A 25,828-nucleotide genomic window follows, 5' to 3' on the forward strand; every position below is an offset into this window, starting at 1 on the left:
GTGATGGCGGTGGCTCCGGTTCGGCCCGACGGCCGACGCACCGTCGGACCTCACGTCCGGGCGTCGCTGTCGCACATCGCTGGAGGTCGGGCGGCAGCGTGACAGCGGATGAGGCGACGCCGAGCACAGGCAATACGTGACGAATGATCAAGTCATTTCGGCACAACCCTCGACGGGGTCACGACAGAAAGATCACGCCAAAGTTGGCTGACGGCAGTCGGTTCTCACGGCCCGTGACATTACCTGCCGTTGACATCTCTTTGAGCATCCTTTTACGTTCGATCGGTGCGACGTCCGCGCGGGTCGGCGCCGTATGTCCCAGCTCGATTCTGGAGGCCTTGCATGGAACAGCTCATCAAGAAGATGGCGCAGGACGACGTCTGGCAGAACTGGATCGCCGTCAATTCGGCGCAGTCGGCCGCGAAGGACGGCTGCATCAGCTCCGCCCCCAAGTCCGGCTGCATCAGCCTGACCAAGAGCGGCTGCATCTCCTGACGGAGAGCTGAACGGGGCCGGGGCCGCGCCGGTGAACTCACGGCCGGCCCCGGCTGTCAGCCCCGGCCCCGCTGCGGGGGAAACGATGCCGAGCACCTCGAGGTATTCCATGGACGGTCAGCCGACTGCCGAGACCATCGAACTGGTCAAAGACATTCCGATCTACCGCCGGTCGGTGGAGCAGGGCCACTTCCCCCTGCTCGAGAAGCCGGAGATCGCCCGCGGGTTCCCGGACAACTGGATGACGCCGCGGCTGGCGGCGGCACTGGCCGGGGGCGAGGCGGAGTTCGTGTTGTCCACGGGCACCAACCATGCGCGCATGCAGATCATCCGGCCCCCGTACTTCCTGCTGCACTCGTACTACAAGCTCTGGAGCGATCACCCCGATCTCGCGGGGACCTGGGAGGACGGGTGCCGGCGCGTCTCGCTGACCACGGTGCTGGCGACCGAGCACGTCGCCCGGGTGAACGCGGCCAAGCGCGGCGGGGAGCCGGATCCGGCACCGTCCTTCGAGGACCGCCGGCTGGATGAGCGCACCTGCTATGTGAATCTGCGGCTCGACCCGGAGCTGTGGGACCGCGGCGACTGCGAGCGCATGCTCGACGAAATCTCGGGAGTCCGCGAGGAGCATCCGCAGGGCCGGTATCTCCTCGACTGTTCGGCGTACCACCTGGCGCATCTGGTACGAAAGGCCAAGGAGTGGGATCTGCTGGATGCGTTCCCACCGCCCGCCGGAATCATCCACGCCTATGAATACGCCCCGCTGAACGTCCGTCGATTCCTGCAGGAGCATTTCGACGGCCCGCTGATCGATCTGTTCGGCAGCACCGAGCTCGGCTATCTCTTCTACAGCGACAGCACGGGCGAGTACCGGCCTTATCTGCACGACATGAGCCTCGAATTGCTGCCGGTGGCTCCCGGGAGCGAGATATTCGAGCTCATCGTCTCCAGCGTACGGAATCCGCATATGCCGCTGATCCGGTACCGCTCAGGAGACTGCGTACGCACACAGGACGGTACGCCAGATCCGGCCAAAATAGTGCAGTTCTGCGGCCGGGCAAAGGAATTGCTCGCCTCGCCGCGCGGCCCCGTGTCGCAGGGTGAGCTGGACGAGCGGATCACTGAGGCGTCGGCCCGGGTGTTCGTCCATCAGCTGCACGTGACCGAGCCCGGCACCGCCCGGCTGGACTGCACCACCTTCGACAGCGCACCCCTCGGTGACGCGGAGGCGGCAGCCCTGGCGGACGGCGTCGGTGAACTCATCGGACGGCGTTGCCGGGTCGAGCACCGCCCCCACATCCCCATCGGGAAGTCCGGCAAGTACGCATGGCTCGTGCAGGCGCCCGAGCCGCGGAGGGAGAACCCTTGACCAGCCCGCACCGCGCTCCGGTGTCCCCCGCCGACCTGAGGGAACTCCTCGGCGAAACCCTGCACACCGAAGCGGTCACCTATGCGGCCGACCGGGCCGGCGTGGCGGCGGAGTACGCCGAACGCCAGGTGACGGAGTGTCTGCGGTACCTCTACCTCGTCTCCCGCTACCGGGACCGCCTCAGCGGTCTGTTCCTGCCCGTCGAGCAGGACATCGACGAGATCTGGCACTACCTGATCCTGCAGACCCGCGAGTACCGGGCGCTGTGCGAGGAGCGGCTCCCGGGGCGCTTCTTCATCGAGCACCGCAGCATCGGCTACGAGGACTACCAGCGCGAACCGGGCCGGGAACAGGTGCTGGAAGAGGCCCTGCGCTGGATACCGCTCTACTGCGCGGAGTTCGGCCCCTTCGACGAGGGGGCGCTGCCGCACTGGACCATCGTCCGGTTCCTCCATGACCACATGGGGATCTCCCTGACGGACATAGCGGCGCTGGAGCCCATGGCCGCGGCCTGAACGGCAGGCCCGGCATCCCACGAAGGCCTGCCGGGCCTTCCGGGTGTGCCCGGGAAGGGCGGCCGCGGCATACCCGAGCGCCGGCATCACCACTCACCACGGGAAAGGACGATCGATGACGGTGCGCGGCGAGCCCCCGGCCACGCAGCTGGGGTCCGCTCCGGCCGGGCCGGCCGAACTGCCCGAGCAGCGGCGGATTCTGCGAGTCCTGGTGGTCTCCCAGGTCCTCAGCGGCGCCGGCCTCGCGGCGGGTATCACCGTGGGCGCGCTGATCGCCGAGGACATGCTCGGTTCCACCGGGCTGGCCGGAGTTCCCAGTGCCCTGTTCACCGCCGGTGCCGCACTCGGGGCGGCGGGAATCGGCCGGATCTGCGCACGGTGGGGGCGCCGTCCCGGGCTGGCCCTCGGCTACGGAGCCGGCGCCCTGGGGAGCGTCGGGGTCGTGGCGGCCGCCGCGACCGGCCAGGTCGTCGCGCTGTTCCTCGCCCTGCTCGTCTACGGAGCCGGGACCTCGACCAATCTGATGGCCCGCTACGCCGGAGCGGACCTCGCCTCCCCCGCGCGCCGGGGCCGCGCCGTGAGCACCGTCCTGTTCGCCACCACGCTCGGCGCCGTCGTCGGCCCCAATCTGGCCGGTCCGACCGGGGACGTCGCCGGAAGCTGGGGCATACCCCCGCTGGCGGGCCCCTTCCTGCTGGCCGCGGTCGCCTACGGCGCGGCCGCGATCGTCCTGGGGTGTGCGCTGCGCCCGGACCCCCTGCGGCTGGCCCGCGCCCTGGCCGAGGGCGAGGCCGACGCCATCGCCCCTGCGCCGCCCGAGGCTCCGGCACCCCCCACGGCTCCGACGGCGCCGGCGGCCACCACGACGAGCGCCGCTCTCCGGAACGGCCGGGACGCGAAGGGAGAGCGGACAGGGGCGGCCTCGGCGGCACCGGCCGCGGCCCCGTCGCCGGAGGTCACGGATGTGCGCGGAGTGGCCACGGGGACGGCCGTCATGGTGCTGGGGCAGCTCGTCATGATCGCGATCATGACGATGACGCCGGTGCACATGCGGGCGCACGACCACAGCACCCAGGCGTCCGGGCTGGTGATCGCGCTGCATGTCGGGGCGATGTTCCTGCCCTCCCCGCTGACCGGCCGGCTCGTCGACCGGTTCGGCCGCATACCCGTGGCGGCGGCGTCCGGGGTGACGCTGTTCGCCGCGGGAGTGCTGGCCGCGCTGGCACCGTCCCATTCCGTGCCCGCCCTCGCGGTCGCCCTCGTACTGCTGGGGCTCGGCTGGAACTTCGGGCTCGTCAGCGGCACCGCCCTGGTCACCGACGCCCTGCCGCCGGCGCGCCGCGCCTCGGCCCAGGGCCTGGTGGACGTCGGCATCGCTCTGGCGGGGGCCACCGGCGGGCTGTCCTCGGGCATGGTCGTCGCCGGCGGGAGCTACCCGGCCCTGGCCCTCACCGGAGGGCTCCTCGCCCTGGCGATCGCACCGCTCCTGCTGCCGTACCTGCGGTCCGTACGGGGCAATCAGGCCACGGCGGCCGAGGTCCCCGCCGAGGCGGGGACGGCGGGTCACCGCTGAGGGCCGGACCCGGGAAACGGCCCGTCCTTGCCCGGCCCACCGGCCCTCCGGCCCTGCTGGAGGCCGCCTGTCGAGGCAGCACAGCAGGGGCAGGAGTTGCCGCCCGTGCCGTCAGGGAAGGCCGCGTCCGTACACAAGATGGCGTTATGTCGTCCTATCCCGGGGGAAGCCTGGTGTTGGACCGGATCAGCCCTGGTCACTTCTGCATGCGCGGGATGACCCGGTGACCGGAGACGAGCGCGGAGCGGCAGACGGCTCCGTGTTCCGCGGCGCAGGCGGAGGGCGATGATGCGCAAGGGCAGGGACACACGGCGCGCACCGCGCCGAGTGCCGTTGGCCTTCCCACCGCACCGCGCACGCGGACGATCGGCCGCTCCCCTGTGCCGCCCTTCTCCGGCCTTCCCGCTGCGCGCCCTGCTGTGCCGAGTGCCGCTGAGCCCAGTGCCGCGGCGCCGAATGCCGCTGTGCCGAGTGCCGCTGTGTCCAGTGCCGCTGCGCCGGGTGCCCCCGGTGCTGCTCGCCGTCGTTCTCGTGCTGCTGCTCGGTGGCGCGTCGCCCGCCGCCGGCTTGCTGATCCCTCCACCGGTCGCCTCGGCCGCGCAACTGCCGCTCCCTGCCGGTGCCGGTGGGACCGGGGTGTCCGAGGAGACCGCCGACAGCGCGGAGCGCGACGCCGTGCGGAGCCAGGCGCGCCGCGGGGCACGGGCCTCGGTCCCGGCGCACCGGCGTGCGCTGCAGACGCTCCCCCGTCGTGCCTGCGGGCTGCGTGCTCCCGTCGCTGCCCGCTCCGGGTCCCGTGCCGACGGGTGCCCGATCGCCGGCACACCGCCCGAACGGTGCTCCCTGCTCCGCGTCTTCCGCTGCTGACCCTGCGCGGAAACGGCGCGCCCCGGCCGCCCGGCCTCCGACTTCCCGTGGCGGCACCCCTCATGAGCAGGAGACCTCCTCGTGGAGACCTTCGTTCGGCATGCCCGGACCGGCCATGACGTCGCAGTGCCGCGGGCGGGGCTGCGAGCCCACGCTCCCCCGGCCGTCCTCCGTTCCTCTGCCCGGGCCCGGTCCCGGCCCCGTCCCTGCGCCCGGTGGCGGCGTTCCGGGATCGCCTCACGGCCACATCCTCCGCGCAGGCCGTGCCCCCGCCTTCGGCCGGTCCCTGGCGCCGGCCGACGCCCCGACGTGGTCCCGCACCGGCGGTTCCCGGCGCGGGCCGCAGCCGGCCCCCGCACCGGTCACGATCCGACCACCCGACTGTGCCCCACCACAGGAAAGCAGGGCCGGACACCATGAATCGACTCTCCGTTCTCCGGGCGGACTTCACCGCCTCCCTCGTGGTCTTCCTCGTCGCGGTGCCGCTCTGTGTGGGCGTCGCCGTCGCCTCGGGGGTCCCCGCCGAACTGGGCCTGGTCACCGGCGTCGTCGGCGGACTGGTCACCGGTCTGCTGCCCGGCAGCAGTCTGCAGGTCAGCGGCCCGGCCGCCGGCCTGACCGTACTCGTGTACGAAGCGGTCCAGGAGTACGGCACCGCGGCCCTGGGCGTCCTCGTCCTCACCGCGGGCCTGCTGCAACTGGGCATGGGCGCGCTGGGCCTCGGGCGGTGGTTCCGGGCGATCTCGTTCGCCGTGGTGCACGGCATGCTCGCCGGCATCGGCCTCGTCCTGATCACCGGCCAGCTCTACGTCCTCACCGACGCGAAGCCCCGCGGCACGGGCATCGCCAACCTCGCCGGGATCCCCGGTCTGGTCGCCGACACCGTACGGTCCGGCCCGGCCCTGGCGGCGCTCGGCGTCGGCGCGTCCACCATCGTCGTCCTCGTCCTCTGGTCCCGGTGGCGTCGCGCCGCCCGGGTGCTCCCCGCCCCGCTGGCGGCCGTCATCCTCGCCACAGGGGCCGTGGGGGTGTGGGATCTGCCGGTCGCGCGGGTCGAGGTCAGCGGGCTGCTGGACTCCCTCCAGCCGCCGAGCCCCGGTGACTTCGGCCAGCTCCTCGGCATCGGCATGCTCGGCACCGTACTGGCGTTCACGCTCATCGCCTCCGCCGAGTCCCTGTTCAGCGCGGCCGCGGTCGACCGGCTCCACGACGGGCCCCGCACCGAGTACGACAAGGAGCTCATGGCCCAGGGCGCCGGCAACACCGTGTGCGGTGTGCTGGGCGCCCTGCCGATGACCGCGGTCATCGTCCGCAGCGCCACCAACGTCCAGGCCGGGGCGCGGACCAAGGCGTCCCGCGTCCTGCACGGTGTCTGGCTGCTGGTCTTCGCGGCGGCCTTTCCGGCGGCCCTGGGCGTCATCCCGGTCGCGGCGCTGGCGGGTGTGCTGGTGCACGCCGGCTGGCGGCTGATCCCGGTGCGCGAACTGCGTTCCCTGTGGTGTGAGCACCGGGGCGAGGCCGTCGTCCTGTCGGCCACCGCCGTCGTCATCGTGATGATCAACATGTTCGAGGGGGTGCTCATCGGGCTGCTGCTGGCCATCGCCAAGACCGCCTGGGAGACCTCGCACATCCATCTCGACGTGTCGCAGGGCTCCGCCGACGGGCCGCTGCGCGTCCGGGTCCTGGGGAACGCGACGTTCCTGCGGCTGCCGAAGCTCCTGGACCAGTTGGAGGCACTGCCCGCCGACCGCGAGGTCGAGCTCGAACTGAGCGGGCTGCGCCATCTCGATCACACCTGTTCCGCGGCGCTGACGAACTGGGCCGAGCAGCACCGCCGTTCGCGGCAGTCACAGCTCTCCCCCTGAGGCCTGAGGGCTGCCCGGGGCCCACGGCTCTGCCCCGGTTCCGGAAGGAGAGAGGGGCCGGCGCGGTGGCCCGGCATCGGACCACCGCGCCACCCCGTGGCCCCCCGTCAGACGGCCAGCCACACCGCCGTGTCACGGGGCAGCAGGCCGCCCTCGAGCGGGCCACTGGCCAGGATCACCCCGCTGTGCTCCGGCAGCACCACCAGGTCCGGGGAGAGGTTGACCAGGCAGCGCAGTCCGGGGGTGCGGGTGAAGGACAGCACCTCGGAGCCGGTCGCGGAGTCCCAGGTCATCGCGCCGTCGCCGAGGGCCGGGTGCTCGGCACGGATCCGCAGGGCGGCCCGGTAGAGCTCCAGCATCGACCCGTCGGCGCCGCGCTGTGCCTCCTCCGTCAGCTCACACCACGCCGCGGGCTGCGGCAGCCACGGCTGCGCCCGCGCGCCCGAGGGGCTGTAACCGAAGGGGGCGCTGTCACCGGACCAGGGCAGCGGGACCCGGCAGCCGTCCCGGCCGCGGTCGGTGTGCCCGGACCGCTCCCAGGTGGGGTCCTGGAGCACTGCGTCGGGAAGGTCCTCGACCTCCCACAGCCCCAGCTCCTCGCCCTGGTAGACATAGGCGCCGCCGGGCAGCGCGAGGGTGAGCAGGGCGGCGGCCCGGGCCCGGCGGGTCCCCAGCTCCAGGTCGAACGGCACGTCGGTGGCGAGCTCGGCCAGGGAGCGCACCGGACCGTCCGGCTGCGGCCGGCCGTACCGGGAGACGTGCCGGGCGACGTCGTGGTTGGACAGCACCCAGGTCGCCGTGGCGCCCACCGAGCCGAGGGCGGCGAGGGAGGAGTCGATGGCCTCCCGCAGCCGGTCGCCCCGCCACGGCGCGGTCAGGTAGTCGAAGTTGAAGGCGGTGTGCAGCTCGTCGGGGCGGACATAACGGGCCAGCCGCTCCGGGGCACCCGTCCAGGCCTCGGCGACGAACGCCCGCGGCTCCGGGTAGGAGTCGGCGACGGCGCGCCAGCCGCGGAAGATCTCGTGGACGCCCTCGCGGTCCCAGTGCGGGTGCTCGGCGGTGGCCCCCGAGCCGATGACCTCGATGTCGGAGGGGCCGAGGTCGGGCAGGTCCGGGTCCTTGTCGAGCGCGTGGGCCACGTCGATCCGCACACCGTCGACGCCGCGGTCGAACCAGAACCGCAGGATCGACTCGAACTCCGCCCGGACCTCCTCGTTGTCCCAGTTGAGGTCGGGCTGCTCCGGCGCGAAGAGGTGCAGGTACCACTGGCCCGGTGTGCCGTCGGGTTCGGTGACGCGGGTCCAGGCACCGCCGCCGAAGACGCTGCGCCAGTTGTTGGGCGGCAGTTCGCCGTCGGCGCCCTTGCCGTCGCGGAAGTGGTAGCGCGCCCGGGCGGGCGAACCGGGGCCGTCCGCCACCGCCTGCCGGAACCAGGGGTGCCGGTCGGACGTGTGGTTGGGGACGATGTCGATGACGACCCGCAGGCCGAGGGCGTGCGCCTCCTCGATCATGGCCTGGGCGTCGGCGAGGGTGCCGAAGGCCGGGTCGATGTCCCGGTAGTCGACGACGTCGTAGCCGCCGTCGGCCATGGGCGAGGGGTACCAGGGGTTGAGCCAGACGGCGTCGATCCCCAGCCCGGCGAGGTAGGGCAGCCGCTCGCGCAGCCCGGTGAGGTCCCCGATGCCGTCGCCGTCGCCGTCGGCGAAGCTGCGGATGTACACCTGGTAGATGACCGCGCTGCGCCACCAGTCGGTACCGGCGGTGGGGCGCTGGGCATGGGACACGGACGTCTCCTTCGGGGTTGCGGGGAGGCGCGGCGAGGTCACTTGACGGCTCCTGCGGTCAGGCCGGCGATGATCCGGCGTTGGAAAACGAGGACGAGGACGACGAGGGGCACGGTGACGACGACGCCGGCCGCCATCTTGGTGCCGTAGGGGACCTGGAATCCGGAGGTCCCGTTGAACTGGGCGATGGCGACGGTGGCCGTGCGCATCGAGGACCGGTTGACCATCGACAGCGCGATGATGAATTCGTTCCAGGCACCGATGAAGGTCAGGATCGCGGTGGTGAACACACCGGGCGCGGTGAGCGGGAGGATGACCTTCCGGAACGCCTGGCCGGGGGTGCAGCCGTCCACCATGGCCGCCTGCTCCAGTTCCCTCGGCAGCTGCCGGAAGAAGGCGGTGAGGTTCCAGACGGCGAGCGGCAGCGCGAACGACAGCGACGGCAGGATCATCGCCTGGTAGGTGTTCACCCAGTGCAGGTTGTCGGTGAACAGCTTGAGCAGCGGCACCACCAGGGAGATCCCGGGGAACATCGAGGTGGCGACGACCACCGCGAGGACGAGGTTCTTGCCCCGGAACTCCAGGCGGGCCAGCGCGTACGAGGTGAACGTGGCGATCACCAGGGTCAGGACGGTGGTGGCACCGGCGACGATCAGGCTGTTGAGCAGGGCGCGGCCGAAGCCGTTGCCGGGTTCCAGCACCGCCCGGTAGTTCTCCAGGGACCAGGGCGACGGCAGCAGGGACATGGAGAACAGGTCCGAGGTCCGCCGGAAGCTGGAGACCGTCATCCAGTAGAACGGCGCCAGGCAGTACACGACGATCAGTGCCATGCCGAGCAGGCTCAGCAGGGTCCTGCGGGAGGGGACCGGAGGGCTCCAGGGCCGGGTCCGGGTCCGGGTCCGGGTCCGGGTCCGGGTCCGGGTCCGGGTCCGGGCGGCGAGGCTCATGCGACCGCTCCCTTCGCCGCTGCGTGGCGCCGCAGCACTCCGGTGCGGCGCCGGCCCGGGGTCCGGCCGCCGTCGTCCGAGGAGAAGACGTCCGCGCCGAGGAGGCGGACGAAGACGAACGCGACCGCGGCGACGTAGAGGAAGAGCAGCACCGCGTAGGCGGCGGCCGGCCCGTACCGGGTGTTGGCGGCCTCGTCGAAGGCGAGCATCGACAGGGTCTCCACGGAGTCCTTGCGGGCCCCGATGAGCACATAGGGCAGGTCGAACATCCGCAGCGCGTCGAGCAGCCGGAACAGGACGGCGACGAGCAGGACGGGGCGGAGCAGCGGGAGGGTGATCCGGAGGAAGCCCTGCCAGGCGGTGGCACCGTCGACCCGGGCCGCCTCGTGCACTTCGGCCGGGATGAGCTGGAGCCCGGCGAGCACCAGCAGGCCGACGAAGGGGGCGGTCTTCCAGGTGTCGGCGACGATGACGGCGACCGCCGCCTGGAAGCCGTCGGTGGTCCACAGCACCTGCTCGCCCAGGAGCGCGTTGGCCGCCCCGTCGGCCTGGAATATCCACTGCCACAGCAGTGCGGAGACCACGGTGGGAATCGCCCATGGCACCAGGATGCCCGCCCGCACCAGGGCCCGGCCGCGGACGGCCTGGTGCATCACCAGGGCCATGACGATGCCGAGCACGGTCTCGATGAGCACGGTGGTGACGGTGAAGAACGTGGTGTTGGTGAAGGCGTTCCAGAACCGCTCGCCCGCCTCGCCGCGGAACAGGGCCAGATAGTGCTCCAGGCCGACGAACCGTTCCCCGGTGCGCACGAAACCGGAACGGTCCAGCCCGGAGTTCTTGTCGAACACGGACTCGCGGAGGGCGGCGAGGACCGGGTATCCGGCGACGAGAGCCAGCACGGCGATGGTCGGCGAGATGAGGACCGCGGCGAGCCGGCCGGTGCCGCGGCGGCGCTGCCGTGCCGGGGGCGGTGGTGTTCGGGGTGGGCGGGTGGCCGGGGGCGGCGGGGCCGTCAGAGCAGGCATGGACGTTTCACCTCGAAAATTGCACAGGGAGGGCGGCGTGGGGCCGGGCCGCACGCGGGCGGGGGCAGGGCCGCCGGGGGCCCGGCCGGGCCGGTCAGGGGCTGCCGTTGATCCGCTGGAGCTTCCGCTGCAGCTCGGCCAGCGCCTTCTTCGGCCGGACCTCCCCGCTCAGCGCGCCGTAGGCGGCCTCCTGGATCGCGGCGGTGGCGTCCCCGTAGCGGACCACGCGCGGCCGCGGCTCCGCGCCGAGGATCGACTTCTTGAGGACGGGCAGGTAGGGGTACTTGTCGACGAGCTTCCTGTCGTCGTAAAGCGCGGTGCGGGTGGGGGCGTTGGAGCTCAGCAGCAGGTTCTCCCGCTGCATCCGCTCCCCGGTCATGAAGCGGATGAAGTCGTGGGCGGTGGCCTTGTTCTCTGCGGCCGAGCTGATGGCCAGGTTGTGGCCGCCGAGGCTGGAGACGCCGGGCCCGTCGAGGCCGGGCAGCGGCGCGACGCCGAACGCGCCGGCCACCTTCGAGGAGCCGTCGTCGGCGTTGGCCAGGGTCCACTGGTAGGGCCACTGCCGGTGGAAGACGAGCCGGCCCTGCTGGAACGCCTGCCGGCCCTGCTCCTCCTTGAACGTGATCGCCTTCTGCGGGATCATCCCGTCCCGGATGCCGTCGGCGAAGAACCGCAGGCCCTTCAGCGCCTCCGGGGAGTCGGCGTGCGGGCGCCCGCGCCCGTCGACGAGTGAGCCGCCGGCACTCGCGACCATCTCGGCGAAGTTCACCGTCAGGCCCTCGTACTTCTCGAACTGGCCCGCGTAGCAGGACATGCCCTTCGCCTCGGGGAGCTTCCGCACCGCGGCGCAGGTCTTCTTCATCCCGGCCCAGGTGCGCGGCGGCTTCGCCCCGGCCTTCCGCAGCAGGTCCTTGCGGAAGTAGAGGAGTCCGCCGTCCGAGGTCCAGGGCGCGGCGTACAGCTGCCCCCGGTAGGACGCCCCTTCCAGGGTGGGCTCGAGGAACGCGCCGGTGTCCCTGCGGTTCTCGGGGAGCGGCACCACCCAGCGGTTGGCCGCGAACTCCGCGGTCCACACCACGTCGAGGTTGAGCACGGAGAACTCACCGGACTTCAGCTCGGCGTCCTGGATCATGCGCTGCCGCTGCTCGTCGGGCGAGTCGGAGAGTTCGACGACGCGCACCCGCTCCTCGGGGTGCGCCGCGTTCCAGCGGTCGATGACCTTGGGCAGGACGCCGCTGTTGTCCTTCCCCGTGGCCAGCGTGATCGGCCCGCGGCCGGTCAGCGCGGCCTCGCCCTTGCCCGCGGGGTCGTCCCCGCCGGTCCCGGTTCCACACGCGGCGAGCGCGCACGCGGTCAGTGCCGCGATGCCCGCTCTTGGCAGCCAGTGCCCCATGGTCACTCCCTCACTCGCACGCCCCTGTGGCGGCTCGCCGACGGCGCAGTGACGGAAACACTAGAAACCGCACTGAGAGAAGTCCACGGTTACCGGCAAGTTTCTTCCATGATTCTGCAAGAAGACGTCATCCGCTGAAAGCGGTGGTGGAATCAGGGACGGATCGTCCGCCGCAGGACCCAGGAACGGGGCCCCGGACGGGCGGGGCGGAGGCCGGCGCCACCGACACACCGGCCGGGCGGGCGCAGCGGCGGGGCACACCGGCCCCGGGGTGCGTCGGGGCCGCCAGGCCGCGCCGACGTACGCGAAAGCCCCCGCCGATGTGCGGCGGGGGCTCATCACCGGTAGGGGAGAAGCCGTAGCGGGGCGGGAAAGGGCCCATGCGGCCCCGGGACGCGTGCGGCGGACCCGCGGGCCGGCGCGGCGGGACTCAGCCCCCGCTGCGGGAGGGGCCCACGCCCGTACTGCCCCGCACCACGAGCTCCGGTTCGAAGAGCATCTCCTCCGGACGCGCCTGCGTCCCGGAGATCTGACCGAGCAGCAGGGAGACCACGGCCTGCCCCATGGCGTCGACCGGCTGCCGGACCGTCGTCAGCGGCGGATCCGCGAAGGGCATGAAAGAGGAATCGTCGTAACCCACCACGGAGACGTCGCCGGGCACGTCCAGTTTGGCGCGGCGGGCCGCCCGGACCGCCCCCAGGGCGATCACATCGCTCCCGCAGACCACACCGGTGACACCCCGCTCGAACAGTTGCAACGCGGCGGAGGTGCCGCCCTCCAGGGTGTACATGGTCTGCACGATGTCGGCGTCCGCGTCGGTCACGCCGACGTGCTCCCGGACGGCCGCCCGGAACGAGGCCATCTTGCGTGCCGCCGGGATGTGCCCCTCGCCGCCCACGGCCAGGCCGATCCGGGTGTGCCCGAGCGAGGCGAGGTGCCGGACGGCGAGCTCCACCGCCAGCACGTCGTCGCACGACACGCAGGGGATCTTCAGCTCCTCGATCATGCCGTTGACGGCCACGACCGGGAGCCCGCGGTCGGCCAGCCGGGTGTAGTGCTCGTGGTCGGCGGCCCGCTCGGAGTGCAGACCGCAGACGAAGACGGCCCCGGCGACCTGGTGTTCCAGCAGCATGTCGACGTAGTCGCGCTCGTGCACCCCGCCCAGCGTGCCGGTGCACAGCACGGACGTGAAGCCGCGCTGGGCCAGCGTTCTGCCGATGACCTCCGCGAACGCCGGAAAGATCGGGTTCGTCATCTCGGAGACCACCAGGCCGACGAGACGGTTGGCCCGTCCGCGCAGCTGCGGCGGCCGTTCGTACCCCAGCACGTCGAGCGCGGTCAGCACTGCCGCGCGGGTCGACTGCGAGACACCCGGCTTCCCGTTCAGGACCCGGCTCACCGTCGCCTCGCTGACACCCGCGTATCCCGCGACCTCCACCAATCGGCTCACCATGCGGCAAGCCTATGACAGATTTCTTGCGGTCTTTGCGGTTCCCTTGCATCGGGGCGCGACTCCGGCGCGTGGCGGCTGTCCGCAGCGCGCGGCCCTGCCGCCGCCGGCCGGGTGGGCGACCCGCGGGGCACGGCCGGTCCGACGGCCGGCGGGAGCGGCCCGGGCGGACGGAGCCCGCGACACCGCCGCACGTCCACCGCCCGAACCGCCTAACCTGGGGTCCGCCCCTGCCGGTTCGACGCGAGACCGAGGCCCGTATGACGACGACCGGGACGACCACGACCGGTACGACGGCCTCCGGCCGGGCCGCGGCCGAGCGCCGCCCGCTGGTCGTGGTGACGGGCGTCTCGGGTTCGGGCAAGACCACGGTCGGCCGGATGCTCGCGGAGCGGCTGGGCGTCCCGTACGCCGACGCGGACGACTTCCACCCGCCGGAGAACATCGCCAAGATGTCGGCCGGCACACCACTGGACGACGCGGACCGGCTGCCCTGGCTCGACGCCATCGGCGACTGGCTGGCCCGCCACGCGGAGCACGGCGGGGTGGCCAGTTGCTCGGCCCTCAAACGGTGCTACCGGGACCGGCTGGCCGGCTGCGCCCCCACGGCCTTCTTCGTCCACCTCGACGGTTCGCCGGAGCTGATCGACGCCCGGATGCGGGCCCGCCGGGGGCACTTCATGCCGCCGGCCCTGCTGCGCTCGCAGTTCGCGGACCTGCAGTCGCTGGCGGCGGACGAGACCGGGGCGACGGTGCCCATCGGCGGCACCGCGGAGGACACCGTCCGCCGGGCCCTGGCGGTCCTGCCCGGCGTCGGCGCCTGAGCCGGGGACAGCGGTCACCCCACACAGGCCTCAACAGCGACGCCGGCGCCCCAACGGCGCGGCCCCACCACCGAGTCGGCCGCTCTGCCGCCCTGCCCTCGCGAGCTCTGCCGCCCGGGGCCCTCTGCCATGCTGTGACCGCACACCGGCAGCCGGACCAGGGAGGACCCATGACGGGGAACAGCACCGCCACCGAAGCGACCGGCACCGAGCCGTACACGGTCCCGCTCGCGCCCGGTGTCCACGCGTTCGTGCAGCCCGACGGCGGCTGGTGCCTGAACAACGCCGGTTTCGTCAGCGACGGTTCGCAGACCCTGCTCGTCGACACCGCCGCGACCGAGCGGCGCGCCCTGCTGCTGCGGGACGCCGTGCTCGGCAGCGGTGCGCCGCTCCCCCGGACCGTGGTCAACACCCATCACCACGGGGACCACACCTACGGCAACTGCGTCTTCACCCCCGAGGCCACGGTCGTGGGCCATGTCGCCTGCCGTACCGAGACCCTGGCGGCGGGGCGGCAACTGCACGCCCTCTGGCCCGAGGTGGACTTCGGCGACATCCGCGTGACCGCGCCCACCGTCGGCTACACCGACCGGATGAACTGCCGGGTGGGGGACATCGAGGTGGAGCTCATCCACCCGGGCGTCGCCCACACCCCGGGCGACAGCATCGTCTGGCTGCCGCGGGAGCGTGTGGTCTTCACCGGCGACCTCGTCTTCCACGGCGGCACGCCGTTCTTCGCCATGGGGTCGCTGGACGGTTCGCTGCGGGCCCTGGAGCTCCTGCGGGAGCTGGACGCACGGACCGTGGTGCCCGGCCACGGCGCCGTGACGGACCCGGGGGTGTACGAGGGCATCGAGCGGTATGTGCGGTACGTCGCCGACCTGGCGGAGCGCTCCCGCGCCGCGGGCCGCACGCCGCTGGAGGCCGCGCGCTCGGCGGACCTCGGGGAGTTCGCGGAGCTGCGGGAGAGCGAGCGGCTGGTCGCCAATCTGCACCGGGCCTACGCCGAGCTGGACGGGCTGCCGCCGGGGGCCCCGCTGGACGTGGCGGCGGTCTTCGGCGACATGACCGCGATGAACGGCGGCGTCCCCGTCTCCTGCCACGCCTGACCACCGGCCCCGCGCCGCTCCACCCCGCATCCGCCCGCCTCCCGGCTTCCTCGCCCGCACACCTCCCCGGCATCGGCGGCGCCCGGGGCGAGCAGCTCTGGCGGGCGACGGTCGAAGAAGGCCGTGGCCACGGATCCCACGGGGCGGACCACTGGACTCCATACCGACTGGTCGGCATGATGAGCTCATCCGACTGCCCGATGGAGGAGTGTTCCCCGATGAGTCACGACCACCCGCCCGGTCTCGACCTCGAGCGTCTGCGGGCCCACCTGGACCGCGAGCGCCCCGGCCTGGTCGGCGGACCGCTCGGCGCCGAGCTGATCGAGGGCGGCCGGTCGAACCTCACCTACGCGGTCACCGACGGGACCTCCCGCTGGGTGGTCCGGCGTCCGCCCCTGGGCCACGTCCTGGCGACCGCGCACGACATGCACCGCGAGCACCGGGTGATCAGCGCCCTGCACCCGACCACCGTCCCCGTCCCGGAGCCGCTGCTGCTCTGCGAGGACGAGACGGTCATCGGGTCCCCCTTCTACGTCATGGAGTTCGTCGAGGGGACGCCGTACCGGACCGTCGGCCAGCTCGCCCCGCTCGGCCCGGAGCGCACCCGGGGTGTCGTCCTCGGTCTCGCCGACACCCTGGTCGAGCTGCACTCCGTCGACCCGGCGGCGGCCGGGCTGGCGGACTTCGGGCGGCCCGAGGGCTTCCTGGAGCGCCAGTTGCGCCGGTGGGGCAAGCAGTTGGACGCCTCGCGCAACCGCGACCTGCCCGGCATCGACGCGCTGCACGCCGGTCTGGGGAAGGACCTGCCGCGCTCCCCCGCCCCGGCCGTCGTCCACGGCGACTACCGGCTGGACAACGTCCTCGTCGGCGCGGACGACCGGATCACCGCGATCCTCGACTGGGAGATGTCCACCCTCGGCGACCCGCTGACCGACCTGGGGCTGCTGGCGATGTACAGCAGCCTGGACCTGCCCGGCTCGCCGGTCAGCACCACCGGTGGGGCGCCGGGCCACCCCGAGGCGTCCGAACTGGTCGAGCGGTACGCGGCGGCGTCCGGGCGCGATGTCTCGGCGATCTCCTGGTACACGGCGTTCGCCTGGTTCAAGCTCGCGGTGATCCTCGAGGGCATCCACTACCGCTTCACCCTCGGCCGGACCGTGGGCGCGGACTTCGACCGGATCGGCCCGCTCGTCCCGGTCTTCATCGAGAACGGCCTCACCACCCTTCAGGAGGGCTGAGCACGCATGGATTTCGCTTTCGACTCCCGCACCGAGGAGCTGCGCCGGAAGCTGCTCGCCTTCATGGACGAGCACGTGCACCCGGCCGAGCGCACCGCCGAGGAGCAGCGTGCCGGGCTCTCCTCCCCCTGGCTCACCCCGCCGGTCGTGGCGGAGCTGAAGGCCGAGGCGCGCCGGCAGGGGCTGTGGAATCTGTTCCTGCCGGACAGCGAGTACGGCGCGGGGCTGACCAACCTCCAGTACGCCCCGCTCGCCGAGATCACCGGCCGCAGCCCGCACCTGGCCCCCACCGCGCTGAACTGCGCCGCCCCGGACACCGGGAACATGGAGGTGCTGGCCCAGTTCGGCAGCGAGCAGCAGCGGAAGCAGTGGCTGGAGCCGCTGCTCGCGGGCGAGATCCGGTCCGCGTTCGCGATGACCGAGCCCGAGGTGGCCTCCTCCGACGCCACCAACATCGAGACGCGGATCGAGCGGGACGGTGACGCGTACGTCATCACCGGCCGCAAGTGGTACATCTCGGGGGCGATGAACCCGGACTGCGCGGTCTTCATCGTCATGGGCAAGACCGACCCGGACGGCGAGGACATCCGCCGCCAGCAGTCCATGGTGCTGGTGCCGCGGGACACCCCGGGTGTCGAGGTCCGCCGGGCCATGCGGGTCTACGGCTACGAGGACCACTACCACGGGGGCCACGCCGAGGTGGTCTTCGACGGTGCGCGCGTGCCGGCGGCGAACCTGATCGGCGAGGAGGGCGGCGGTTTCGCCATCGCCCAGGCCCGGCTCGGTCCGGGCCGGATCCACCACTGCATGCGGCTGATCGGCATGGCGGAGCGGGCGATCGAGCTGATGTGCCGGCGGGCGGTCTCCCGTACGGCCTTCGGCAAGCCGCTCGCCGCGCAGGGCCAGGTGCAGGAGTGGATCGCGGACGCCCGGGTCGCGGTGGAGCAGCTACGGCTGCTGGTACTCAAGACCGCCTGGCTGATGGACACCGTCGGCAACAAGGGCGCGCACACCGAGATCCAGGCCATCAAGATCGCCACGCCGCGGACGGTCGTGGACATCCTGGACCGGGCGGTGCAGCTGCACGGCGCGGGCGGGGTCAGCCAGGACCACCCGCTGGCGGAGCTGTGGGCGGCGGCCCGCACGCTGCGGCTCGCGGACGGGCCGGACGAGGTGCACCAGCGGTCGCTGGCCCGCCGGGAGCTGAAGAAGCAATTGCGGCCGTAGCACGGCCGCCCCCGGCGGAACCGGGGCCGGCCGCCGGTGGATCGGGCCCGGTCACGGGACCGCGCGATCCGCCGGCGGCGGGCGCTTTCCCGGGGTATTCGGGGCCGCCCCGGGATCTGTAAGTCGTGCCTCAGCACGCGTCCAGGTCGGGCGCCGAAGCCTTCCGGTGCCGGGCGGGTCGCCGGCGGATGTGGACGCTGGAGGTGTGCGGTGCGGTGACGACACTGTGGTCGGAGACAGTGCGTGCGGCGAGGGTGACGCCGCTGGCAATCCGGCAGTCGCGGCCGACGGCGAGGCCGGGGCCGAGGCTGATGCTGTTGCCGGTCTGGACGCGGTCACCGATCAGAGCGCCGAATTGTGGTGTTCCGCAGCGGTAGAGACAGTCCGGGGTACGCAGGATGATCTCCCGTTCGGGGTTGCTCATGTGGGGGCTCCACATGCTGATGGCGGCGACGGTCAGGTTGGCGGACAGGTGGGCGTCGGCGCCGACGAGGGTGCGGTTGATCCCGACGCGGTGCCCGAGAATGGCCCGTTCGCCGAGGAACGAGCGGGTGACCTCGCAGTTGAAGCCGACCGAGACATCGGCGCACAGTACGGAGCCGGCGCGGACGGTGGAGAACTCCCACACACGTACTCGGGGGCCGATGACCACGTCGTCACCGATGATCGCGGTCGGGTGGATGACCGCGGTGGGGTGGATGCGGTGCGCGAGCCGGGCGAGGGCCTGGCGGTGCCAGTCCTCCCAGTATGCGAGGAAGTCGGCCAGCTCGGACTTGTCCAGGTGCTCGTATGGGGTGCCGTCCAGCATTCCGCTGGCGGGGGCGGTGAGGTAGTCGCCGAGGCAGATGGTGGGCATCGGTGGCCTTCCGGTGTGTGGTCGGTGACCGGCCCCGGGACGGCTAGCATCACCGGAACCGAGGAACGGAGAGTTGATCCGTGCGTCACCCCCGTGTAGGCGTCGCCATCTTGACCATGGGCACGCGGCCCGCAGAGCTGGCCGCCCTCCTGGAGTCGGTCGCGGGGCAGGGCACGCCTGCCGTGCGGGTGGTGGTGGTCGGCAACGGCTCGCCGCTGCCGCCGATGCCGGAGTGGGTGACCGGCGTGGAGCTGCCGGAGAACCTAGGGATCTCCGGCGGCCGGAACACCGCCCTGGCCCGGCTGCGGGAGTTCGGGGATGTCGATGTGGTGGTGGACCTCGACGATGACGGTCTGCTGATCAGCCCGGACGTCTTCAGCCGGCTCACTGAGCTGTACGCGGCCGACCAGCAGCTGGGAATCGTCGGTTTCCGCATCGCCGACGAGCGAGGTCGCACCCAGCGCCGTCACGTCCCGCGCCTGCGCGCGGCGGACCCGATGCGGGGCGGACTGGTGACAACGTTCCTCGGCGGTGGGCACGGGCTGTCCATGCGGATGCTTCAGGAAATCGGTGGATGGCCCGAGCCGTTCTTCTACGCGCACGAGGAGACCGATCTGGCCTGGCGGGCGCTGGACACGGGTTGGAAGGTGCTCTACGACCCGGAGCTGGTGCTTCAGCATCCGTGGACGTCCCCGACCCGGCACGCGGTCTTCTACCGCATGGTCTCTCGCAACCGGGTCTGGCTCGCCAAGAGGCACCTTCCCGCCCTCCTCGTCCCCGTCTACCTGGGTGTCTGGGCTGTGCTCACGGTGGCCCGCACCCAGTCTGCGGCGGGACTTCGGGCCTGGTTCAGCGGATTCGCAGAGGGGCTTCGCACCCCATGCCCGCCCCGTCGGCCGATGCGGTGGTCCACGGTGTGGCGGATGACCCGCCTGGGCCGACCGCCGGTCATCTGATCAGGCGGTCGCAGCCTCGGACTCTGCCCGCAGCCACGCGGGGATCGCCTCGGGTGTCTTCCGAAGCCAGTCCGCGTAGCGGGCCACCCCTTCCGCGACGGTGATTGCCGGACGCCAGCCGAGCACGGCTTCCAAGCGATGGGTGGCCGCGTAGCCGCCGAGCGGGTCAGCGGGCGGCATCGGCGTCTCCTCGAAACGCGTTCCCGAGTACTGCACGGCGACCAGTTCGGCCACGGAGCGGATGCTGGTGGGGGCACCGGTACCGATGTTGATCGTCTCGTTGTGGGCTCGCGGGGCGACCAAAGCCCGCACAGTGGCAGCGGCGACATCTTCGACGTGGACCAGATCGCGGATCTGGTGGCCGCCACCGTTGAGGTGCAGGGGCAGTCCGAGGGCGGCCCGGGTGGCGAACCAGGCCACCACCCACGAGTGGCTGTTCTCCTTGATGACCTGCGGCTCTCCGTAGACGGAAAAGTACCGCACGACCGTGTACGAGGTGCCCACGGCGCCCAGCGTGAGGGCGGTCTGCGTCTCGCCCCACGCCTTGGTGTTGGCGTAGACAGACATCGGACGTAGTGGCGTGTGTTCGTGGAACTGCGGCGGCACCCGGCCGTAGACGGATTCCAGCAGCTTCCGCACGGTCCGGTACTCCTCGCACGGGCGTGCCCAGTCTTCCGGGGTGCCGTTGCCGTAGACGCTGGCGGAGGAGACGAAGACCAGCCGACGGATCCGCTCACAGGCGGCTACGGCGTCGAGCACTACCTGGGTGCCAGTGATGTTGGTGTGGATCGCCGCCATGGGCTTGCGGGTGCAGGCGGCGACGTCCGCGAGGGCAGCGGCGTGGATCACGTAGTCGGACTCGGCCACCACCTTCTTGACCAGGCCCGGGTTCTGGATGTTGCCGACAATGACGTCCGGGCCGGCCGGGGCGACGCCGAACAGGTCGCGGTAGGTGTGTCGAGGGTAGGCATCCAGCAGGCACAGGGAGATCGGCCGTCCCCCGGCCTGGCGCACGCAGTCGGCGATTCGGCTGCCGATCAGCCCGGCCCCGCCGGTGACCAGCACGGTCCGGCCGACGAGTTCCTTCAATTGGGTGTCGTGCACAGTGCCTCCATGCCGTGGCGAGGTATGCGCAGTCACCGGCCCGCCTCGCGGACCTGCTCGCGCTTGGTCATGAGCTGCTCGAACTGGATGGCGTACAGCTCCACCTGGTCCGGAGTCAGGACGAGCACCGACTTGGTGGTCCGGCCGTCGGTGTGGTGGACCTCAATGCCCAAGGCGGCCTGCTGGGCCCGGTGGTCGTACACCGCGTCCTGCTTCAGCGGCGTCGCGTGCGTGACCGACGCCCACACGCCCCGAGATGCCGGGTTCTCCTTCATCGCTCACCCCTTGGGGGTCGTCTGCGGCCCGCTCTGGTACGCGCCGCCCGTGTTCACAAGGACACCGCAGCCCACCCGGTGTGCGGCAGGTGCAGCCCCGCACCGCGCACACGGCTTGCACCGGGTGTAAACGGCTTACAACTACTCGTGCCGCCAGGCGATTTGCCGGGACAATGAAACGTCGACAGGAGGTGAGTTGAGTCGTGAACAGCACCCACCCGATCTGGCACTCAGCGGCCATGCGTGACGCCCTCGCCCGCCGCGACGTCGGCCCGATCGTCCGATGAGCCCGCCGCGCGGCCGACATCACGCTTGCCGAACTCGGGAAGCAGGTCGGCTATACCGCCGCCTCCCTGTCCCGGATGGAACGCGGCAAGCAGCCCATGCGCGACGTGCTCCTGCTCCAGCACCTCGCCATTTGTCTGGACATCCCGCCGCACCTCCTCGGTCTCGCGCCGCAACACCAGCGAGCAACGCCGGTCCGGCTCGACACCACTACGCTGAGCAGACAGGCCCTGTTCGGCGAAGAGGGGGACGACCCGGTGCGACGCCGCGAACTCCTGGCAACCCTGGCCGGAGCCACCACCAGCGCGGTCCTCGGACCTCCAGCCGCCGGACACGCTCCGACAAGGCCGAGCCTGTCCGGGCTGGAAGACCTGCTGCTCCACCGGCAGCACAGCGAAGCCCTCGCCCCGGACCCGACCCCGTCAACCGTCACCGCGGCGGTGAACGCCTCGCGAGGGGACTTCAGCGCCTGCCGATACGACACCCTCGCCCGCGCACTCCCGGCCCGGATCGTGCTCGCCCAAGCCCTCGGCGCCGCCGGTCACCCGGAGCAGGCGGCAACCGCGGTCGCCGAGCTCTACAGCACCGCAACCCGGCTGTGTATCAAGCTCGATGAAGACGGCCTGGCCGCCGTCACTGCCGACCGGGCCCTCACCGCAGCACTTGGCGGCGCGGACGCACTCACCGTGGCCGAGGCCCACCGCATGGTCTCGTCCGTCTGGCGCCGTCAAGGGCACTACGCTCGCGCCACCGACGTTGCCGTCACTGCTGCCCAGCAGCTGACCGGCGACCGTGCCGTCGACGAAACGGAACGGCTCTCCGTCCAGGGCAACCTGTACGCCACCGCCGCCTATACCGCAGCGAAGCAAGGCGACCGGCACACCGCACACGCCCTCATTGCCGAGGCCGAGGCCACCGCTGGGCGGCTCGGCCGCGACGCGCTGCTCCGTGGCACCGTCTTCGGGCCCAGCCAGGTACTCCTTCATCAGGTGTCGATCAGCCACCTGATCGGCGACGCAGGCCAAGCCATCGAGCACGCCCGCCGTATCGATGCTGCTGCCCTTCCCACCACCGAGCGCCAGGCCCGTTACTGGATCGACGTCGCCCGGGCCTTCGACCAGTGGGACAAGCCCGACCGCTGCTACCGAGCCCTCCTGGCTGCCGAACAAGCAGCGCCACAGGAGGTCCGCCGCGACTCGGTCCGGACCATGGCCGCCGGGCTCATGCGGCATGATCGCACCCTCCCCGGCGTACGGAGGCTCACCCAGCGCGTCGGCGCCCTCGCCTGACCGGGGTCGGAGCAACCCGTCGCACCGAAGGAACTCGGGCACCGGAAAGAACATGCCCAACCTGCCTCAACGTCCGATCTGCCGCTGAGCTGCGCGTTCGGCTTGACAAATCTGGATATCGCTGGAGCCGGCAGAGAAGGTGGCCCAGGGCGCGGAGCCTACGGGCCGGGACTTCTCCCGCGCGTGGCGGGCCGGAGCTTACGGCCGCAGCGCCCGCAGCAGCAGATCGGCCAGGTGGTCGGCGACCTGCTGCGGGGTCAGCGGGCCGTCCGGGCGGTACCAGCTGGCGAGGTGGTGCACCGAGCCGAAGTGGTAGTCGACGACCAGGTCGGCCGGGGTGGCGGTGCTGAACACCCCGTCCTGCTGGCCCTCCTCGATGAGGGCGCGGAACCGCTCGTGGTAGCGCCGCCGCTCCGCCCTGACCTGCTTGTTCTTCTCCGGGCTGAGCTGGTGCATCGAGCGGAAGAAGATGGTGGCGTCGTCGAGGTGCTCGATGGTGGTGATGACGACGTCGGCCGCGGCGCCGCGCAGCCGCTCCGCCACCGGGGCGTCGGAGTCGGCGAACGCGTCGAGGCGCTCCTGCTGGAGCCGCAGCACCCGTCCGTAGATCTCGTGCAGCAGGTCGTCCTTGGAACCGAAGTAGTGGTAGAGCGCGCCCTTGGTCACTCCGGCGGCCTCGACGATCTCCTGGACGGAGGTCCGGTCGTAGCCGCGTTCGGCGAAGAGGCGGGTGGCGGCGGCCAGCAGCCGCTGCGGGACGGGTGTCCCGCTGCCCTCCGTCGTTCTGGCCATCACCGCCACCTGCCTCTCTGCTCGCTCGTCGGTCATGCGCGGGAGCGCAGCTCCCGTCGGAGGATCTTCCCACTCGCGGTCTTCGGCAACTCGGGCAGGACCTCGACCTCGCGCGGATACTTGAACGCGGCGAGCCGGTCCTTGCAGTGGGCGGCCAGTTCCTCGGGGGTGGTGTCCTCCCCCGGCCGCAGGCTCACATACGCCTTGACCGATTCGCCCCGGTAGGCGTCGGGCACCCCCACGACCGCGGCCTCGCGGACCGCGGGGTGGGTGTAGAGGACGTCCTCCACCTCGCGCGGCCACACCTTGAAGCCGGAGGCGTTGATCATGTCCTTCTTGCGGTCGACGACGTAGAGCCAGCCGTCGGGGTCCATGAAGCCGATGTCGCCGGTGCGCAGCTCGCCGTCCGGGATCGCGGCGGCGCTGTCCTCGGGGCGGCGCCAGTAGCCGGGGATCACCATCGGTCCGCGGACCGCGATCTCGCCGTGCTCGCCGAGGGGCACGTCCGCACCGTTCTCGTCCACGATCCGGACGACCGTGTCGGGGCCGGGGACGCCGACGGACAGCGTGCCCGACACCGGGTCGACGGGCGCCTCCCGCTGGGGCGGGACGCTGGCGCAGGGCGCGGTGCACTCGGTGAGGCCGTAGCCGTTGCGGATGTACGGGCCGAAGCCCGCGCGGAACTTCTCGACCAGCGCGGGCGGCAGCGGCGCCCCGCCGGAGGAGATCAGCCGGAAGGACTCGAAGTGGCCGGGGGTGCAGCCGGGGTGGGCGGCCAGGGCCATGAAGGCCGTGGACGGGCCGACGGTGTACGCGGGCCGGTGCTCGGCGAAGGCGTCGAGGACGACGCCGGGCTCGAAGCGGTGGGCGAGCGCGAGGGTGCCGGCGCCGACGAGCGAGGCGGAGAGCTGGCACACCAGGCCGGTGATGTGGAACAGCGGGGCGAGCGCGAAGATCGTGCTGCCGTCGGGCAGGGCGTGACCGACGTGCTGGCGCTCGGCGTTGTAGGCGATGTTGCCGTAAGTGTTCATGGCGCCCTTGGGGGTGCCGCTGGTGCCCGAGGTGTAGCTGATCAGGGCGATGCCGGAGGAGTCGGGGTCGCGGCCGGGGGGCGCGGCGAGCCCGGAGCGGGCGGCGGCGAGCAGGTCCTCGGCGCCGTCGGGTACGGGCATCCGCTCGCCCTTCAGCACCCGCTCGTCGTTCCGGGTCTGGAGGTCGAAGTCGCTGGTGGTGAAGGCGATCCGGACCGGTGAGCCGGCCGCGGTGTCCCGCAGGAAGCCCTCCCAGGCGCGGTCGGCGCAGACCAGCGCGGTGACCTCGGCGTCGGCGAGGACGTGGGCGACCTCGCGCTCCTTGTACATCGGGTTGACGGGGACGACGGTGCCGCCCGCCTTCCACGCGCCCAGCAGGGCGACGGCGAACTGCGGGACGTTCTGCAGGACCAGGGCGAGCCGGTCGCCGGGGGCGAAGCCGCGCTCGGCGAGCCGGCCGGCGATCCCGTCGGACAGCTCGTCGGCCTCCCGGTAGGAGATCCGGCCGTCGAAGTAGCCGAAGGCGGTGCGGTCGGGCACCCGGCGCACCGCCTCGCGGAAGGCGTGGAGCACGGTCTCGGGAGGGTCGGCCGGGGCCAGCTGGGCGTCGGACAGCTGGGCGAGCCACGGCTGGGCCGCGTACGGGGAACTGCTCATCGCGTGACCTCCTCCCACTTCTGCTGGAGGTGGTTCATCCGGTTCAGCCAGCGGTCGGGGTCGCCGGTGCGGGCGCTGGAGAATGCGGCCACCTCGGGGTGCGGCAGGATCAGGAAGCGCCCCTCGGCCATGCCGGCGAACAGGGCGTCGGCGACCTGCTCCGGCTCGATGGCGGTGGGCGCCAGGACGAGGTCACCCGCGCTGCCGGTGGTGCTGAGCATGTCGGTGCGCACACCCTGCGGGCAGACCGCGTGCACCTGGATGCCGCGGTGCCGGTAGGTGAGGGAGAGCCACTCGGCGAAGGCCAGGGCACCGTGCTTGGTGACGCTGTACGGCGCCGCCCCGATCATGGTGAGCAGTCCGGCGGCGGAGACCGTGGAGACGAAGCGGCCGCTGCCGCGCTCCAGCCAGTCGGGCAGCAGCTCCCGGGCGGCCCTGACATGGGCCATCACGTTGACGTCCCAGGCGGCGGCCCACACCTCCTCGTCGGCGTCGGCCCCGCCGCCCGAGGCGAGCCCGGCGTTGGCGCAGTAGACGTCGACGGTCCCGTCGAGCGCCTTCCGGGCGGCGGACACCACGGCGGAGGCGTCGCCGGGGAGCGCGGTGCCCCCGATCTCTCCGGCCACGGCCGCGGCCTTGTCCCCGTCGAGGTCGTTGACGACCACCCGGGCGCCTTCGGCGGCGAACCTGCGGGCGAGGGCGGCTCCGATGCCGCCGCCCGCGCCGGTGACGACGACTCCGGCGCCCTGAAGGGTCTGCACGATCGTGGCTCCTTCGACTCGACTGCCCAGCGGAACAGGCAGCAGACTAACCAGTCGGTATGTTGCGGGGAAAGGGGTCGCGGCAAGCCGGTGCGGCAGGCCCGGTCGCGGTCGTTCCGTCCTGCGGCCGACGGCGCT

Annotated in this window: 24 protein-coding genes; 12 read left to right on the forward strand and 12 right to left on the reverse strand. The window is 72.1% G+C overall.

Annotated elements, in window-relative coordinates; translation table 11 throughout:
* Nucleotides 1-342: 342 nt before the first annotated feature.
* From ACFYYR_RS09030 to ACFYYR_RS09055, 6 genes are all read left to right on the forward strand, one after another.
* Entirely contained in the window at nt 343-495 is a 153-nt protein-coding gene (locus ACFYYR_RS09030; protein WP_388848793.1) for a hypothetical protein, read from the forward strand.
* A gap of 109 nt (nt 496-604) precedes the next feature.
* The gene (locus ACFYYR_RS09035; protein WP_388848796.1) at nt 605-1,864 is read left to right on the forward strand and encodes a hypothetical protein; all 1,260 of its coding nucleotides are present in this window, start codon (nt 605-607) and stop codon (nt 1,862-1,864) included.
* Nucleotides 1,861-2,379 carry a hypothetical protein gene (locus ACFYYR_RS09040; RefSeq protein ID WP_388848799.1) on the forward strand — a complete coding sequence of 173 codons (519 nt, stop codon included), beginning with the start codon at nt 1,861-1,863 and terminating at the stop codon, nt 2,377-2,379. The genes ACFYYR_RS09035 and ACFYYR_RS09040 overlap by 4 nt, the downstream gene beginning before the upstream one ends.
* 115 nt (nt 2,380-2,494) lie before the next feature.
* Nucleotides 2,495-3,952: an MFS transporter gene (locus ACFYYR_RS09045; RefSeq protein WP_388848802.1), complete on the forward strand. Its 1,458-nt coding sequence runs from the start codon at nt 2,495-2,497 to the stop codon at nt 3,950-3,952.
* 471 nt (nt 3,953-4,423) lie between these two features.
* On the forward strand, nt 4,424-4,819 hold the full coding sequence (locus ACFYYR_RS09050) for a hypothetical protein (protein WP_388848804.1): 396 nt from the start codon (nt 4,424-4,426) through the stop codon (nt 4,817-4,819).
* Nucleotides 4,820-5,235: 416 nt separating this feature from the next.
* Entirely contained in the window at nt 5,236-6,684 is a 1,449-nt protein-coding gene (locus ACFYYR_RS09055) for a SulP family inorganic anion transporter (RefSeq protein ID WP_388848807.1), read from the forward strand.
* Nucleotides 6,685-6,791: 107 nt separating this feature from the next.
* On the opposite strand, the gene ACFYYR_RS09060 is transcribed toward ACFYYR_RS09055, so the two are convergent.
* The 5 genes from ACFYYR_RS09060 to ACFYYR_RS09080 all read right to left on the reverse strand — a co-directional run bounded on the left by ACFYYR_RS09060 (nt 6,792) and on the right by ACFYYR_RS09080 (nt 13,289).
* Nucleotides 6,792-8,468 (reverse strand): alpha-amylase family glycosyl hydrolase, encoded by a 1,677-nt coding sequence (locus tag ACFYYR_RS09060; RefSeq protein WP_388848810.1) that lies wholly within the window; start codon nt 8,466-8,468, stop codon nt 6,792-6,794.
* A gap of 38 nt (nt 8,469-8,506) precedes the next feature.
* Complete coding sequence (locus tag ACFYYR_RS09065; RefSeq protein ID WP_388848813.1) at nt 8,507-9,415, reverse strand: carbohydrate ABC transporter permease; 909 nt, start codon at nt 9,413-9,415, stop codon at nt 8,507-8,509.
* On the reverse strand, nt 9,412-10,443 hold the full coding sequence (locus tag ACFYYR_RS09070; RefSeq protein WP_388848816.1) for a carbohydrate ABC transporter permease: 1,032 nt from the start codon (nt 10,441-10,443) through the stop codon (nt 9,412-9,414). Before ACFYYR_RS09070 ends, ACFYYR_RS09065 begins: the two co-directional genes overlap by 4 nt.
* A gap of 94 nt (nt 10,444-10,537) precedes the next feature.
* Nucleotides 10,538-11,836 carry an ABC transporter substrate-binding protein gene (locus ACFYYR_RS09075; protein ID WP_388848819.1) on the reverse strand — a complete coding sequence of 433 codons (1,299 nt, stop codon included), beginning with the start codon at nt 11,834-11,836 and terminating at the stop codon, nt 10,538-10,540.
* Nucleotides 11,837-12,266: 430 nt separating this feature from the next.
* Nucleotides 12,267-13,289 (reverse strand): LacI family DNA-binding transcriptional regulator, encoded by a 1,023-nt coding sequence (locus ACFYYR_RS09080; RefSeq protein ID WP_388848822.1) that lies wholly within the window; start codon nt 13,287-13,289, stop codon nt 12,267-12,269.
* Nucleotides 13,290-13,546: 257 nt separating this feature from the next.
* Between ACFYYR_RS09080 and ACFYYR_RS09085 the strand changes: the two genes are divergently transcribed.
* The 4 genes from ACFYYR_RS09085 to ACFYYR_RS09100 all read left to right on the forward strand — a co-directional run bounded on the left by ACFYYR_RS09085 (nt 13,547) and on the right by ACFYYR_RS09100 (nt 17,684).
* The gene (locus ACFYYR_RS09085; protein ID WP_388848825.1) at nt 13,547-14,110 is read left to right on the forward strand and encodes a gluconokinase; all 564 of its coding nucleotides are present in this window, start codon (nt 13,547-13,549) and stop codon (nt 14,108-14,110) included.
* A gap of 170 nt (nt 14,111-14,280) precedes the next feature.
* Entirely contained in the window at nt 14,281-15,219 is a 939-nt protein-coding gene (locus ACFYYR_RS09090; RefSeq protein WP_388848828.1) for an MBL fold metallo-hydrolase, read from the forward strand.
* Nucleotides 15,220-15,437: 218 nt separating this feature from the next.
* The gene (locus ACFYYR_RS09095; protein ID WP_388848831.1) at nt 15,438-16,457 is read left to right on the forward strand and encodes a phosphotransferase family protein; all 1,020 of its coding nucleotides are present in this window, start codon (nt 15,438-15,440) and stop codon (nt 16,455-16,457) included.
* Nucleotides 16,458-16,463: 6 nt separating this feature from the next.
* Nucleotides 16,464-17,684: an acyl-CoA dehydrogenase family protein gene (locus ACFYYR_RS09100; RefSeq protein WP_388848834.1), complete on the forward strand. Its 1,221-nt coding sequence runs from the start codon at nt 16,464-16,466 to the stop codon at nt 17,682-17,684.
* A 130-nt stretch (nt 17,685-17,814) separates the two neighbouring features.
* Here ACFYYR_RS09100 and ACFYYR_RS09105 read toward each other — a convergent pair whose 3' ends face one another.
* Nucleotides 17,815-18,540 (reverse strand): transferase, encoded by a 726-nt coding sequence (locus ACFYYR_RS09105; RefSeq protein WP_388848837.1) that lies wholly within the window; start codon nt 18,538-18,540, stop codon nt 17,815-17,817.
* Nucleotides 18,541-18,620: 80 nt separating this feature from the next.
* Between ACFYYR_RS09105 and ACFYYR_RS09110 the strand changes: the two genes are divergently transcribed.
* The gene (locus ACFYYR_RS09110) at nt 18,621-19,496 is read left to right on the forward strand and encodes a glycosyltransferase family 2 protein (RefSeq protein WP_388848840.1); all 876 of its coding nucleotides are present in this window, start codon (nt 18,621-18,623) and stop codon (nt 19,494-19,496) included.
* Here the strand turns inward: ACFYYR_RS09110 and ACFYYR_RS09115 are convergent, their stop codons facing one another.
* The 3 genes from ACFYYR_RS09115 to ACFYYR_RS09125 all read right to left on the reverse strand — a co-directional run bounded on the left by ACFYYR_RS09115 (nt 19,497) and on the right by ACFYYR_RS09125 (nt 21,285).
* Nucleotides 19,497-20,600, reverse strand: coding sequence for an NAD-dependent epimerase/dehydratase family protein (locus ACFYYR_RS09115; protein ID WP_388848843.1), 1,104 nt, complete (start codon nt 20,598-20,600; stop codon nt 19,497-19,499).
* Between the two features lie 32 nt (nt 20,601-20,632).
* Nucleotides 20,633-20,875 carry a hypothetical protein gene (locus ACFYYR_RS09120; protein WP_388848846.1) on the reverse strand — a complete coding sequence of 81 codons (243 nt, stop codon included), beginning with the start codon at nt 20,873-20,875 and terminating at the stop codon, nt 20,633-20,635.
* A gap of 230 nt (nt 20,876-21,105) precedes the next feature.
* A complete protein-coding gene (locus ACFYYR_RS09125) occupies nt 21,106-21,285 on the reverse strand; it encodes a hypothetical protein (protein ID WP_388848849.1) in 180 nt (59 codons plus the stop codon).
* Between ACFYYR_RS09125 and ACFYYR_RS09130 the strand changes: the two genes are divergently transcribed.
* Entirely contained in the window at nt 21,259-22,449 is a 1,191-nt protein-coding gene (locus ACFYYR_RS09130; RefSeq protein WP_388848852.1) for an XRE family transcriptional regulator, read from the forward strand. The two genes, ACFYYR_RS09125 and ACFYYR_RS09130, sit on opposite strands and share 27 nt — an antisense overlap.
* A 198-nt stretch (nt 22,450-22,647) precedes the next feature.
* Here the strand turns inward: ACFYYR_RS09130 and ACFYYR_RS09135 are convergent, their stop codons facing one another.
* From ACFYYR_RS09135 to ACFYYR_RS09145, 3 genes are read right to left on the reverse strand one after another with little or no spacing between them, the layout of a single operon-like run.
* Nucleotides 22,648-23,241 carry a TetR/AcrR family transcriptional regulator gene (locus ACFYYR_RS09135; protein WP_388848855.1) on the reverse strand — a complete coding sequence of 198 codons (594 nt, stop codon included), beginning with the start codon at nt 23,239-23,241 and terminating at the stop codon, nt 22,648-22,650.
* A gap of 32 nt (nt 23,242-23,273) precedes the next feature.
* Nucleotides 23,274-24,929 (reverse strand): AMP-binding protein, encoded by a 1,656-nt coding sequence (locus ACFYYR_RS09140; protein ID WP_388848858.1) that lies wholly within the window; start codon nt 24,927-24,929, stop codon nt 23,274-23,276.
* Nucleotides 24,926-25,693: an SDR family oxidoreductase gene (locus tag ACFYYR_RS09145; RefSeq protein WP_388849287.1), complete on the reverse strand. Its 768-nt coding sequence runs from the start codon at nt 25,691-25,693 to the stop codon at nt 24,926-24,928. Before ACFYYR_RS09145 ends, ACFYYR_RS09140 begins: the two co-directional genes overlap by 4 nt.
* Nucleotides 25,694-25,828 lie beyond the last annotated feature (135 nt).

This window comes from Streptomyces sp. NPDC001922, assembly GCF_042891165.1.
Lineage (GTDB): Bacteria > Actinomycetota > Actinomycetes > Streptomycetales > Streptomycetaceae > Streptomyces.

Bases quoted from the DNA above. Each gene is read 5' to 3' on its own strand.
- ACFYYR_RS09030 (WP_388848793.1), top strand. From the start codon at position 343: ATGGAACAGCTCATCAAGAAGATGGCGCAGGACGACGTCTGGCAGAAC.
- ACFYYR_RS09035 (WP_388848796.1), top strand. From the start codon at position 605: ATGGACGGTCAGCCGACTGCCGAGACCATCGAACTGGTCAAAGACATT.
- ACFYYR_RS09045 (WP_388848802.1), top strand. From the start codon at position 2,495: ATGACGGTGCGCGGCGAGCCCCCGGCCACGCAGCTGGGGTCCGCTCCG.
- ACFYYR_RS09055 (WP_388848807.1), top strand. From the start codon at position 5,236: ATGAATCGACTCTCCGTTCTCCGGGCGGACTTCACCGCCTCCCTCGTG.
- ACFYYR_RS09065 (WP_388848813.1), bottom strand. From the start codon at position 9,415: ATGAGCCTCGCCGCCCGGACCCGGACCCGGACCCGGACCCGGACCCGG.
- ACFYYR_RS09070 (WP_388848816.1), bottom strand. From the start codon at position 10,443: ATGCCTGCTCTGACGGCCCCGCCGCCCCCGGCCACCCGCCCACCCCGA.
- ACFYYR_RS09075 (WP_388848819.1), bottom strand. From the start codon at position 11,836: ATGGGGCACTGGCTGCCAAGAGCGGGCATCGCGGCACTGACCGCGTGC.
- ACFYYR_RS09080 (WP_388848822.1), bottom strand. From the start codon at position 13,289: ATGGTGAGCCGATTGGTGGAGGTCGCGGGATACGCGGGTGTCAGCGAG.
- ACFYYR_RS09085 (WP_388848825.1), top strand. From the start codon at position 13,547: ATGACGACGACCGGGACGACCACGACCGGTACGACGGCCTCCGGCCGG.
- ACFYYR_RS09090 (WP_388848828.1), top strand. From the start codon at position 14,281: ATGACGGGGAACAGCACCGCCACCGAAGCGACCGGCACCGAGCCGTAC.
- ACFYYR_RS09095 (WP_388848831.1), top strand. From the start codon at position 15,438: ATGAGTCACGACCACCCGCCCGGTCTCGACCTCGAGCGTCTGCGGGCC.
- ACFYYR_RS09100 (WP_388848834.1), top strand. From the start codon at position 16,464: ATGGATTTCGCTTTCGACTCCCGCACCGAGGAGCTGCGCCGGAAGCTG.
- ACFYYR_RS09105 (WP_388848837.1), bottom strand. From the start codon at position 18,540: ATGCCCACCATCTGCCTCGGCGACTACCTCACCGCCCCCGCCAGCGGA.
- ACFYYR_RS09120 (WP_388848846.1), bottom strand. From the start codon at position 20,875: ATGAAGGAGAACCCGGCATCTCGGGGCGTGTGGGCGTCGGTCACGCAC.
- ACFYYR_RS09130 (WP_388848852.1), top strand. From the start codon at position 21,259: ATGCGCGACGTGCTCCTGCTCCAGCACCTCGCCATTTGTCTGGACATC.
- ACFYYR_RS09135 (WP_388848855.1), bottom strand. From the start codon at position 23,241: ATGGCCAGAACGACGGAGGGCAGCGGGACACCCGTCCCGCAGCGGCTG.
- ACFYYR_RS09140 (WP_388848858.1), bottom strand. From the start codon at position 24,929: ATGAGCAGTTCCCCGTACGCGGCCCAGCCGTGGCTCGCCCAGCTGTCC.